Below are 13,257 nucleotides of genomic sequence, written 5' to 3'. Positions count from 1 at the left end.
TATTGTATGCATAAAATTTCTCCAAATGTAATGCTTGAAATTTCTAGAGATGGAATGAAAGCTTATATTACATTAGTTAAAGATAAAAATGATAATATTCCAAAATGGGACGACAAGGATATTGAACAAACAATAGCTAATATTAAAGAAATTATTAAAGTAGGATTAAAAGAAGATGAATTATCATGGTTATTATCAAGCCAATATTGTGATGAAAAAATTTGTATTGCAGAAGGTATAGAACCTATTGATGGAAAAGATGGGTATATAAAATATTATTTTGATATTGAGAAAAAATTAGTTCCCAAATTACTTGAAGATGGTACTGTCGATTATAGAGAATTAGGAATTGTAAATAATGTAAAAAAAGGAGATATTTTGGCAGAAATTATTCCACCTAAAGAAGGAAAAGATGGATATAAAGTAACTGGTGAACCTATCCATTGTAGGAAAGGTAAAATGCCTAAATTTAGATATGGAAAAAATGTAAAACTTTCAGAAGATGGAAAATATTTGATATCAGAAAAAGATGGATTAGTTGAATTAAAAGATGGAAGGGTTATAGTATCAGAAATATTTGAAGTAGACAATGTGGATAATAAAGTTGGAAATATAGATTTTAACGGTAGTGTAATGGTAAGAGGAAATGTATTAAACGGTTTTCGAATTAAAGCTAGTGGAGATGTAGAGGTTAAGGGAATAGTAGAAGGAGGATATATTGAAAATACGGGAGATGTAATAGTTAAACAAGGTATACAGGGATATAACAGACTTACTATAAATACAAAAGGAAGTGTTACTACTAAGTTTGTAGAAAATGCTGTTTTAAATGTAGGAGGGAATGTTACAGCAGAAGCTATCATGCATAGTGAAGTTAGTAGTAAAGGAAACGTAACAGTTTTAGGGAAAAGAGGATTAATAGTAGGAGGCATATGTAGAGCAAGGAAAGAGATTAGAGCTAATATTATAGGATCTTCTATGGCTACTGTTACAGTTTTAGAGGTAGGTATTGATCCTGATGTTAAAAATAAAATTAAAGAACTTCAAAAAAGGATAGATATTGCAGAAGAAAATTTGAATAAAGTTATGAAGTCATTGTCTCTATTAGATAATCTAAAAAAAGTTAGTCGTTTAGATGATGATAAAGTACAAATATACATAAAATTATTGAAAACTAAAAATAGTTTATTAGAAGAATTAAATATATTAAAGAATGAATATGAAAATATAAAAGTTAGTGTGCAAGACTTAGATAAAGGTAGAGTAAAAGTTGCTGACACTATATATCCTGGAGTGAAGATAATCATTGGGAATAGTATTTTTTATGTACGAGATGAAATGCATAAATGTATTTTTTATAAAGATGAAGGCGAAATAAAAGTAGGTCCTTATTAGGAGGGATTACATGCCCATTAGACCTGTTGATTATACCAGTTTAGTTCCTAAAGTACAAGAAGTATCTAGAATTAAGCAAATAGAATATGATAAAATCAAAATACAAATGGAACATGGAATCATTCAAAATCAAAAACAAATAGCACATAATATTAAAAAAGTACGAGATACAAACAAAACAGAAGATCTTGTTGTGGACCCAAATAAAGAAAGACAAGATAACAACAATAAATATTATGCAAAAAAAGAACAAGATAATATTAAAAAAAAGGAAAATAAAGATAAAAAAGAAGAAAAAAATATTGGTAAAACTATTGATATAAGAATATAATTTGAGGTGAACTATGTTAGAGATGCTGATAACATGTATTGGACTAATATGCATTGTTTTTTCTATAATGTATATATATTTTTTTTCGAAGAAAGAAAAGGATATATATGATGAGTTAATTTATATTTACAATAATATAAGAGATTATTATGTTGCTATTGAGAGTACTGTAAGTGACTTTGAACAATTAATTGACAGCAGTTTAGATAAATTAGAATATTATGAAAAGAAAGTTTCATCTAATAATTTAGATCGAAATGAATCTTTCAATAGATTAAATAGTAAAAGAGTAGAAAATCCTATTATAATAGATAGTAAATTAAAAACAAAAAAATCTATTAGTGAATTTGATAAAAACATATTGGAATTAAAAAATAAAGGCTATTCTTTTGAAGAAATTGCTAAAAAACTAAATATGGGTATTAGAGAAGTGGAAATTATAATAAAATTACAAGAAAAATTATATAAAATTAAATAATAATTCTATATTGATAAAAAGTTATGCTTATGGTATACTACTAGAGTAATTACACACATTCTTTAATATTTAAGGTAGTGCCCTTATAGGTCCCTTAAATAGATGATAAGAATGGAGGAATAAAACTTGGAGGTGAATTTAAGTATGTCAGTTGTTACAATGAAATCACTTTTAGAAGCAGGAGTTCATTTTGGGCATCAAACTAGAAGATGGAATCCTAAAATGGCGGAATATATTTTTACTGAGAGAAATGGAATCTATATTATAGATTTACAAAAAACAGTAAAAAAAGTAGAAGAGGCTTATGAATTTTTAAAGAATGTAGCTGCTAATGGTGGAGAAGTCTTATTTGTAGGAACAAAGAAACAAGCTCAAGAAGCAATTGAAACTGAGGCTAAAAGATGTGGAATGTATTATGTAAATCAAAGATGGCTTGGGGGTATGTTAACTAATTATAGAACTATTCGAAAAAGGATTGATAGACTTCATGAGTTAGAAAAGATGGAAGAAGATGGAATATTTGATGTTTTACCTAAAAAGGAAGTAATACAGCTCCGTCATGAAAGAGATAGATTAGAAAAATTCTTATCAGGCATTAAAAATATGGATAGACTTCCAGATGCTTTATATGTAGTAGACCCTAGAAAAGAAAAAATAGCAGTTAATGAAGCAAGAATATTAGGTATACCTGTAGTAGCTATAGTTGATACTAATTGTGATCCTGATGAAATTGATTATGTAATTCCTGGAAATGATGATGCAATTAGAGCTGTTAAGTTATTAACGGAAACAATGGCTAATGCTATTTTAGAAGGGAAACAAGGTGAGCAAATAGAGGACGTGGAAGAATAATAAAAAAGGTAAGGGTCAAAGGGATATGCTCCTTTTTAGCTCTTACCATTTTTAACAATAAGAGGAGGGATTGAATGAGTATTAGTGCTACACAAGTTAAAGAATTAAAGGAAAGAACTGGTGCTGGAATGTTAGATTGTAAAAAAGCTTTAGTAGAGACAGATGGAGATATTGAAAAAGCCGTTAATTTGCTTAGAGAAAAAGGTTTATCCAAAGCTGCCAAAAAGGCTGGCAGAATTACTGCGGAAGGTTTAATTGATGCATATATTCATGGTGGAAGAATTGGAGTTTTAATAGAAGTTAATTCGGAAACAGATTTTGTTGCAAAAACAGATGAATTTAAGCAGTTTGTTAGAGATATGGCTATGCAAGTAGCAGCTTCTAATCCTAAATACGTAAGTAGAGAAGATGTGCCTGAAGAAGAAGTGGAGAAAGAAAGAGAAATTCTTACACAGCAAGCAATAAATGAAGGGAAACCAGAACATATAGTAGAAAAAATTGTTGAAGGAAGATTAGAAAAGTTTTTTGAACAAATTTGTTTATTAGAGCAGCCTTTTATTAAGGATCCAGATATAAAAGTTCAAGATCTATTAAATGAAAAAATAGCTAAAATAGGCGAAAATATACAAATTAGGCGTTTTGTAAGATATGAGTTAGGAGAAGGTTTGCAAAAAAAGGAAGAAAATTTTGCTGAAGAAGTAGCAAAGCAGATGAACGTGTGATTAAATTGATTAAATGGAGAACACTGGTTGTTCTCCATTTAAATAAGATAATGGAATAGCCATAAATATATGAGGGAGGATACATATGGAGGAACCAATATTTAAAAGGATTATTTTAAAATTAAGTGGCGAAGCTCTAGCAGGAGATAAGGGATATGGTATAGATATAAGTATTATCAATAGGATTTCAAATGAAATAAAAAATGTACATGATTTAGGGGTAGAAGTGGGGATAGTAGTAGGTGGCGGTAATTTTTGGAGAGGTAGAAATGTAGAGTCTATGGATAGGGCAACTTCTGATTATATGGGTATGTTGGGTACTGTTATAAATGCTTTAGCTTTACAAGATGCTTTAGAGAATATTGGAGTGATAACTAGAGTTCAAACAGCTATTGAAATGAGACAAATTGCTGAACCATACATAAGGAGAAGAGCTATACGCCATTTAGAAAAAGGAAGAGTTGTTATTTTTGCAGCTGGTTCTGGAAATCCTTATTTTTCAACAGATACTGCAGCTGCTTTAAGGGCTGCTGAAGTAGAAGCTGAAGTTATTTTATTAGCTAAGAAAGGAGTGGATGGAGTTTATGACTCTGATCCATATATAAATTCATCTGCTAAAAAATTTGATACTCTTAGTTATATTGATATTTTAAATATGGGGCTTGGAATTATGGATTCTACTGCAACGTCTTTATGTATGGATAATAAAATACCGTTAATAGTTTTTGGCATTGATGAACCTAAAAATATTGTTGACGTAGTATTGGGTAAAAAAATAGGTACTCATGTAAAGGAGGATTAATTATGTATTTAGATGTTCATAAGGAAGCAGAGGAAAAGATGAAAAAAACGGTAGTTGTGTACAAAGAAGAGCTTCAAGGTATTAGAGCAGGAAGAGCTAATCCAGCTTTACTTGATAAGATTACCATTGATTATTATGGAACTAGTACACCATTAAAACAAGTAGCTAGTATTACTGCTCCAGAACCTAGACTGCTAGTTATTCAACCTTGGGATGTAAATTTAATACCGGTTATAGAAAAAGAGATATTGAAATCAGATTTAGGATTAAATCCATCAAATGATGGGAAGATAATTAGATTACCAATACCTATGCTTACTGAAGAAAGAAGAAAAGAACTGGTCAAGCTTGTTCGAAAAGCCTCTGAAGATGCTAAAATTGCTATAAGAAATACTAGAAGAGAAGCTAATGATAAAATTAAGAAAATGGAAAAAGATAAAGAAATAAGTGAAGATGAAAGAAAAATGGCTGAAGAAGAAATTCAAAAAATAACAGATAAATTTATAGAAGAAGTAGATGAATTGACTAGCAAAAAAGAAGAAGAGTTATTAGAATTTTAATTTTCCCCTTCTTAATTTTGAAGGGGTTTTTAATGATGGAGGTACTTATTATGAATAAAAAAGAGTCGATTGAGTTAAAAAGCAAGATAGATATTAATAACATTCCTAGTCATGTAGCAATTATAATGGATGGAAATGGAAGATGGGCAAAAGAAAGATTTTTACCTAGAACAGCTGGGCATCAAGAAGGTATGAAGCGAGTAATTGAAATAGTAGAAGTTGCTGAAAAATTGAATATAAAATACTTATCTTTATATGCTTTTTCAACTGAAAATTGGAAAAGACCTAAGGAAGAAATTGAAGGTCTTATGAAACTATTGGTTCAATACATAAGAAGTGAATTAAATAAAATTTGTAAAAACAATATAAGAATTCAAACTATGGGAGATATAAGTAAATTACCAGAGACTCCTAGAAAAGAAGTTGAAAGAGCAATAGAAAAAACTAAAAACAATAACAAAATGGTTTTAAATATAGGTTTAAACTATGGGGGAAGAGACGAAATTGTTCGTGCTGTAAAAAACATTTTAGAAGATGTAAAAATGGGTAAAATAAATGAGAAAGATATAAATACAAAGAATTTTTCTAATTATTTATATACAAATGGAATACCTGATCCAGATTTATTAATAAGGCCAAGTGGTGAGTTAAGATTGAGTAATTTTATGTTATATCAAATAGCATATACTGAATTTTGGTTTTCAGACATATATTGGCCAGACTTTAAAGAAGAACATTTTTATAAAGCAATTATAGACTATCAAAAAAGAGATAGAAGGTTTGGGGGAATTTAAGTGAAAGAATTGTTTATAAGAACTATAACAGGTATAATATTAGTTCTACTAACAGTTTTTGTAGCTATAAAAGGCGGAACTATTATGGTATTTTTTATATTCCTGTTGTCTATAATAGGTTTAAAAGAGTTTTATGATGCTGTAGAGTGTAATAGTGTTCACCCAATAAAATTTATTGGATATATGGGCTGTTTGTTTTTTTTATTTTCTTGGTTAGGAGTTGAAAAGTTTTCTTTATTGTTTATACTATATTTTATTTTAATTATTTCATCAATATTTCTTGTGTTAAATGAAGATGCTACATTGTATGATATAAGTATAACTCTTTTTGGAATAGTTTACATACCTTATTTATTTCAACATATTTTATATTTAGAAGGAGATATTTATATATGGTTCGTATTTATTATAGCATGGGGAACAGATACTTTTGCATATATAGTTGGAAGTTTATTTGGCAAGAAAAAATTATGTCCTAAACTAAGCCCAAATAAAACACTTGAAGGTTCTATAGGCGGAATATTGGGATCAGTATTGTTGACTTATTTATATATTAAAATATTAGGTATAAACTTAATTTGGAAGTATATAATTTTATCTATAATAGGCAGCATTGTAGCTCAGTTAGGTGATTTAACTGCTTCTAAAATCAAGAGGTTTTCCAATGTAAAAGATTTTGGTTTTATAATACCAGGTCATGGTGGAGTGCTAGATAGATTTGATAGTATATTGTTTACAGCTCCTTTGGTTTATTATTATATAAATTATTTTATATTATAAAAATAGGCGGTGATAAATATGTTAACAATAATAGCAGCAATATTTGTGTTTTTAATGGTTATTTTATTTCATGAATTTGGACATTTTATAGTGGCTAAAACAGTTGGAATAAAAGTTAACGAATTTTCAATTGGAATGGGACCTAAGATATTACAAAAGACTAAAGGTGAAACTAAATATACTATTAGAATCTTACCTATAGGAGGCTATGTAAGCATGGAAGGAGAGGATGAAAAATCCAATGATCCAAGAAGTTTTAATAATGTTTCTCCATTATCTAGAATAGCCGTTGTAGCAGCTGGTGCAATTATGAATTTTATATTAGCTATAATTGTATTTTCTATTGTATCTTATAGTGTTGGAATGCCTAGTACAACTGTTTATAAAACACTAGAAGGTTCTCCTGCAGAGGAAGTTGGTATTTTAAGCGGAGATCAAATAATAAGTATCAATGGGGAAAAAATTAATAGTTGGGATGAAATATCAGAAGAGATAAGTAAATCTAATCCAGAAGAATACATAGATATAGTTATATTGAGAAAAGGAAAAACTATTAAATATAATCTAAAACCCGAGATAAGTGAGGAAAATAGAGTTATTATTGGTATAGAACCTAAGTTCGAAAAGTCTTTCTTATTAGCCATAAAAGGTGGCTTTCAAAAAACAGGGTATATATTAAAACTTATGTTTGAATTTATAAAAATGGCATTTAGAGGTAAGGTAAGTACTAAAGATCTTTCAGGACCTGTTGGTGTAATATATACAATAGGAGAGACAGCTAAATACGGTATAATAGAATTATTATATTTATTGGGGTTTATTAGTGTAAATTTAGGGTTTTTTAATCTTTTACCAATACCAGCACTAGATGGCAGTAGGATAGTTTTTTTAGTTGTAGAAATGATTAGAGGAAAACCTATAGACCCTGAAAAAGAAGGGTTTATTCACTTTATAGGATTTGTTTTATTAATTGCTTTAATGATAGTTGTTACCTATTCTGATATTATTAGATTTAATTTATTTAGAAGGTGATGTTATGAAAAGGAAAAAAACTAGAAAAATTATGGTTGGCAATGTAGCAATAGGCGGAGGTAGCCCTATTACAGTTCAATCTATGACCAATACAATTACTAAAGATATAGAAAGTACTATAAAGCAAATAAAGGATTTAGAGAAAGTTGGATGCCATATAGTTAGAGGAGCTATAACTGATTTAGATGATGCAAAAGCTATAAATAAAATTAAATCTAAAATTAACATACCTTTTATTGCTGATATACAATTTGATTATAAATTAGCTATAGCATCAGTTGAAAATGGTGCAGACTGTTTGAGAATAAATCCTGGCAATATCGGTTCAGAAATACGAGTTAAGGAAGTAGTGAAGGCTTGTAAAGATAGAAAAGTACCTATAAGAATAGGAGTAAATTCTGGATCTATTAAAAAAGAATATTTAGAAAAATATGGTGGAGTTAATGAAGATTCTATGGTATATAGTGCTTTAGAGCAAATAAGATTGTTAGAAAAATTAGGTTATGAAAATATGAAAATTTCATTGAAAGCAAGTTCTGTACTATTAACTATAAAGTCATATCAAAAAATATCTGATTTAGTCGATTATCCATTACATCTTGGAATTACTGAAGCGGGTCCCATATGGAGGGGAACTATTAAGTCTTCTGTTGGAATTGGTACTTTGCTTTATATGGGAATTGGAGATACTATAAGGGTATCTCTTACAGGTGATCCAATAGAAGAAGTAAAGGTGGGACGTGAAATTTTAAGATCTTTAGGTCTATTGGAAGAAGGTATTGAAATTATTTCTTGCCCTACTTGTGGGAGAACAAATATAGATCTTGTAAATTTAGTAAAAGAAGCTGAAGAAAAGTTAGGATATATTAAAAAACCTTTAAAAGTAGCAATTATGGGTTGCCCAGTAAATGGTCCTGGAGAGGCAAAAGAAGCAGATATTGGAATTGCTGGTGGAAAAGGAGAAGGTCTCATATTTAAAAAGGGCAAAATTATTAAAAAAGTTAAAGAGGAGCATTTAATAGATGAGCTTCTAAAAGAAATAGAAAATATTTAGGAATTATTAGATTATAAAGGCTCAGTTATATTGAATAATAAAAAAATATCCTATGAAAGTTAAAGGGGGAGAAGCTAGAAATGGAAGAAGGGAACATACAATTATCACAAATATTTGTTAAGAATAATATAGATATAAATTATAAAATAGACTCCCTATTTGTTAAAAATGTGAAATTTTACAGGAAAAACCTTACTATTGAAATAATATTAGAATCTAATGAAATTATTGATGAGAAAGTATTAGAATATGTAAAATCTATATTAAAATCTCAATTTTATAATTTTAATATATCTTTAATAGTTGAATATAATATTCAAGATAGCATTGAAAATATAATTGATATATATTGGGGAAATATATTGTATTTAATAAAAGAAGAAATTCCTTCTAGTAGTTCTTGGATAGACGATTTAAGCTATAAATTTAAAGATGGCACTCTTACAATATATGGTAAAAACAGGATTATAAATTATGCATTAGAAAAAAACAAAATTCCATTAAAAATTAAAAGAAAAATAATAGAGGAGTTTAATGTAGATATAGAGGTTAAATTAGATAAAACAAAAGTATTTGAAGATGAAGATGCAATTATAAAGCAAACCATAGAAGAGGAGAAAGAAATATCTTTAGAAACTTTAAACAATAGCAACAATAGTAATAAAAAAAATGTAGAAAAAAAATCTATAAATTCTAATCTAGATTATGTATTTGGTCAAAAGATTGATGGTTCTCCTATAAAAATTAAGGATATTACATCAGATACAGGAACGGCTATTATATGTGGTGAAATATTTCAGTTAAAAACAAGAGATATTAGAGGAAATAGAAAACTTGTAACTTTCAATATTACAGATTTTACGGATTCTATGACCATAAAGGTGTTTTTAACTGAAAAACAATTTGATGAATTTATAGCGAATATACATGAAGATTTATATGTAAAAGTAGAAGGAGATATTATATTCGATAATTTTTCAAAACACTTGGTTTTAATGCTTAAGTCATTAAATATATTGGAGAAAATAAAACGAGAAGATAATTGTAAAGATAAACGAGTAGAACTTCACTTACATACTCAAATGAGTGCAATGGACGGTATAAGCAGTTTTGAAAGTTTAGCTAAAAGAGCTAAAAGTTGGGGACATAAAGCTATAGCTATTACTGATCATGGTGTAGTACAAGGTTTTCCAGAGGCTATGGAAGTAGGTGAAAAATTAGATTTAAAGATCATATATGGTGTTGAAGGTTATTTAATAAATGATAATAAACCCATAGTAATTAATTATGAAAAAGGCAAAGATTATAATACATATGTAGTATTTGATATTGAAACTACAGGTTTGTCACCAATAAATGATAAAATAACTGAAATAGGAGCAGTAAAAATAAGAGAAGGAGTAATCATAGATGAATTTAGCCAATTAGTAAATCCTGGTATACCTATTCCAAATAATATAGTAAATATCACTGGAATTACCGACGAAATGGTATCTGATAAACCAAGAATAGAAGAAGTTTTACCATGTTTTGAGAAATTTATTCAAAATAGTGTATTAGTAGCTCATAATGCTTCTTTTGATATTGGTTTCATAAGAGAAGAATTTTTAAAGTTAGGTAAGATATTAGACAATCCAGTTCTTGATACCCTTGAGCTTACAAGAGCTTTATTCCCTCAACTTAAGAAATATAAACTAGATGTAATTGCTAAATATTTAAATGTAGATTTAGTTAATCATCATAGAGCAATAGATGATGCAAGAGCAACAGGAGAGATATTTTTAAAATGCATGAATATACTAGATAAGAATCATATAAATAATTTTTATAAAATAAATAAATTATCAACAAATAAAAATATCTCTAAAGAGAAGCCCTATCATATAATAATATTAGCTAAAAACCAAAAGGGATTAAAAAATTTATATAAACTTATTTCTGAATCTCATTTAAATTATTTTTACAGAAGACCACGAATTCCTAAATCTTTATTATCTCAATATAGAGATGGATTAATAATTGGTAGCGCTTGTGAAGCAGGAGAATTATATAGTGCTATTCTAAGAAATATGGATGTTAATGAAATAAAAAATATAGTAAATTTTTATGATTATTTAGAAATACAGCCTATTGGAAATAACATGCATTTATTAAGAAACGGAATTGTGAAAGATGAAAATGAGCTAAGACGTATAAATCAACAAATTGTAGAAATAGGAGATAAATTTAATAAGCCTGTTGTAGCTACAGGAGATGTACATTTTTTAGATCCAGAAGATGAGATATTTAGAAAGATATTAATGACAGGGCAAGGGTACTCTGATGCAGATTTTCAACCTCCTCTTTATTTTAAAACTACAGAAGAAATGTTAGAAGAATTTAAATATTTAGGTAAAGAAAAAGCAGAAGAAGTAGTAATAAAAAACAGTAATTTAATAGCAAATCAAATAGAGAATATAAAACCAATTCCTGAAGGCACTTATCCCCCAATTATAGAAGGAGCAGATGAAGAATTAAAGAAAATTACGTATAATAGAGCCATGGAAATATATGGTGATCCATTACCAGATATAGTTAAAGAAAGATTAGATAAGGAATTAAATTCTATAATTAATAATGGATATGCTGTAATGTATATAATTGCTCAAAAACTAGTATGGAAATCTCTAAAAGACGGATATTTAGTTGGTTCAAGAGGTTCTGTGGGTTCATCTTTTGTTGCAACGATGAGTGGTATTACTGAGGTAAATCCTTTAGTTCCTCATTATGTATGTCCTAAATGCAAATACAGTGAATTTATTGAAGATGGTCCTGTAGGTTCAGGAGTTGATTTACCAAATAAAGTTTGTCCTAAATGTGGAACTTTACTTAAAAAAGATGGTCATGACATACCGTTTGAAGTATTTTTAGGGTTTGAAGGCGATAAAGAACCAGATATTGATTTAAATTTTGCAGGAGAATATCAATCTCAAGCTCATAAATATACAGAAGAACTATTTGGCAAAGGTTATGTATTTAGAGCTGGTACTATTGGCACTATTGCAGAAAAAACTGCTTATGGTTTTGTAAAAAAATATCATGAACAAAAAGGTATAAGTGTCCATCCAGCAGAAATAAATAGATTAGTTCAAGGTTGCAGCGGAATAAAACGTACTTCTGGACAACATCCAGGAGGAGTTATGATTGTACCTAAATATAAAGATATACATGATTTCACACCTATTCAATATCCAGCAGACGATAAGGAATCTGGAGTAATAACCACACATTTTGATTATAATTCTATTAGTGGTAGAATACTTAAACTTGATATATTAGGTCATGATGTACCCACAATTATAAGAATGTTAGAAGATATTACAGGTGTAGATGCTAAATCTATTCCTCTAGATGATAAAGAAACTATGAAATTATTTACTAGTACAGAACCATTAGGTATTGATCCCAAAGACATAAATACAGATGTAGGAACTTTAGGTATACCAGAATTTGGAACTAAATTTGTAAGACAAATGCTTATAGATACTCAACCAAATACTTTTTCAGAGTTGGTACGTATTAGTGGACTATCTCATGGAACAGACGTATGGCTAAATAATGCTCAAAACTTAGTTAGAAATGGAACTGCAACTTTGAATCAGGTTATTTCCACTAGAGATGATATTATGCTATATTTAATTCATTTGGGCTTAGATAAAAAGAAATCTTTTAAAATTATGGAAAATGTGAGAAAGGGCAGAGGTTTATCAGAAGAAGATGAAGAATATATGAGATCCTTTAACGTACCAGATTGGTATATAAATTCTTGTAAAAAGATTAAATATATGTTTCCTAAAGCTCATGCTGTTGCATATGTAATGATGTCTTTTAGAATCGCATATTTTAAAGTACATTATCCTGAAGCTTTCTATGCAACTTATTTTACCACGAAAGCTCAAGATTTTGATGCCCAACTAGTTCTAAAAGGTAAAGGTACTATAGATAATAAAATAAAGGAATTAGAAAATAATTTGAATAACTTAACAGCGAAGGAGAAAAATCAGTTAACAGTGTTAGAAGTGGTTCAAGAAATGTATGCTAGGGGATTAAATTTTGAAAAAGTCCAATTATATAAATCTCATAGTGACAAATTTATAATTGGCGATAAAGGAATAATACCGCCTCTTAAGAGCCTTGAAGGAGTTGGAGAAACAGTAGCTAGAAAAATAGTTCAGGAACGAAATATTGCTGAATTTTTATCTATTGAAGATTTAATATCTAGAGCGAAGGTAAATAAAACTGCTTTAGAAGCCTTGAGAGAACATGGTTGTCTTTTGAATTTACCAGAAAGTAACCAAATAAGCCTTTTTAATATTTGATTTTTTTAAACTATATGATATAATTAAGTTGGTACAACAATTAGGCTAATTATTCTTAAGTAGAGTGGGTTACCCCACTCTTATTTGTTTGATATATAT

General features: G+C 28.6%; 12 protein-coding genes. All 12 read left to right on the top strand.

Annotated features, from left to right (window positions below):
* The first annotated feature begins 6 nt into the window (after positions 1–6).
* The 12 genes from JL105_RS05285 to JL105_RS05230 all read left to right on the top strand — a co-directional run bounded on the left by JL105_RS05285 (position 7) and on the right by JL105_RS05230 (position 13,158).
* Positions 7–1,395: a DUF342 domain-containing protein gene (locus tag JL105_RS05285; protein ID WP_132027279.1), complete on the top strand. Its 1,389-nt coding sequence runs from the start codon at positions 7–9 to the stop codon at positions 1,393–1,395.
* A gap of 10 nt (positions 1,396–1,405) precedes the next feature.
* Positions 1,406–1,726: a hypothetical protein gene (locus JL105_RS05280; RefSeq protein WP_132027281.1), complete on the top strand. Its 321-nt coding sequence runs from the start codon at positions 1,406–1,408 to the stop codon at positions 1,724–1,726.
* 13 nt (positions 1,727–1,739) lie between these two features.
* Positions 1,740–2,204 carry a DUF6115 domain-containing protein gene (locus JL105_RS05275; protein ID WP_132027283.1) on the top strand — a complete coding sequence of 155 codons (465 nt, stop codon included), beginning with the start codon at positions 1,740–1,742 and terminating at the stop codon, positions 2,202–2,204.
* Positions 2,205–2,348: 144 nt separating this feature from the next.
* The gene (gene rpsB / locus JL105_RS05270) at positions 2,349–3,056 is read left to right on the top strand and encodes a 30S ribosomal protein S2 (RefSeq protein WP_132027285.1); all 708 of its coding nucleotides are present in this window, start codon (positions 2,349–2,351) and stop codon (positions 3,054–3,056) included.
* A gap of 74 nt (positions 3,057–3,130) precedes the next feature.
* Positions 3,131–3,778 carry a translation elongation factor Ts gene (gene tsf / locus JL105_RS05265; protein WP_132027287.1) on the top strand — a complete coding sequence of 216 codons (648 nt, stop codon included), beginning with the start codon at positions 3,131–3,133 and terminating at the stop codon, positions 3,776–3,778.
* Between the two features lie 85 nt (positions 3,779–3,863).
* A complete protein-coding gene (pyrH, locus tag JL105_RS05260) occupies positions 3,864–4,580 on the top strand; it encodes a UMP kinase (protein ID WP_132027289.1) in 717 nt (238 codons plus the stop codon).
* A gap of 2 nt (positions 4,581–4,582) precedes the next feature.
* The gene (gene frr, locus JL105_RS05255) at positions 4,583–5,140 is read left to right on the top strand and encodes a ribosome recycling factor (RefSeq protein ID WP_132027290.1); all 558 of its coding nucleotides are present in this window, start codon (positions 4,583–4,585) and stop codon (positions 5,138–5,140) included.
* A gap of 50 nt (positions 5,141–5,190) precedes the next feature.
* Positions 5,191–5,934: an isoprenyl transferase gene (locus tag JL105_RS05250; RefSeq protein WP_170169632.1), complete on the top strand. Its 744-nt coding sequence runs from the start codon at positions 5,191–5,193 to the stop codon at positions 5,932–5,934.
* A complete protein-coding gene (locus tag JL105_RS05245) occupies positions 5,935–6,714 on the top strand; it encodes a phosphatidate cytidylyltransferase (RefSeq protein ID WP_132027294.1) in 780 nt (259 codons plus the stop codon).
* An 18-nt stretch (positions 6,715–6,732) separates the two neighbouring features.
* The gene (gene rseP, locus JL105_RS05240) at positions 6,733–7,746 is read left to right on the top strand and encodes an RIP metalloprotease RseP (RefSeq protein ID WP_132027296.1); all 1,014 of its coding nucleotides are present in this window, start codon (positions 6,733–6,735) and stop codon (positions 7,744–7,746) included.
* A gap of 4 nt (positions 7,747–7,750) precedes the next feature.
* Complete coding sequence (gene ispG / locus JL105_RS05235; protein ID WP_132027298.1) at positions 7,751–8,800, top strand: flavodoxin-dependent (E)-4-hydroxy-3-methylbut-2-enyl-diphosphate synthase; 1,050 nt, start codon at positions 7,751–7,753, stop codon at positions 8,798–8,800.
* 80 nt (positions 8,801–8,880) lie between these two features.
* Positions 8,881–13,158, top strand: coding sequence for a PolC-type DNA polymerase III (locus JL105_RS05230; protein WP_132027300.1), 4,278 nt, complete (start codon positions 8,881–8,883; stop codon positions 13,156–13,158).
* Positions 13,159–13,257: the final 99 nt, after the last annotated feature.

It is taken from the genome of Keratinibaculum paraultunense, from assembly GCF_016767175.1.
Classification (GTDB): domain Bacteria; phylum Bacillota; class Clostridia; order Tissierellales; family Tepidimicrobiaceae; genus Keratinibaculum; species Keratinibaculum paraultunense.
The sequence above is the reverse complement of the archived record's forward strand: the minus strand, read 5'-3'. Positions and strand labels throughout refer to the sequence as shown.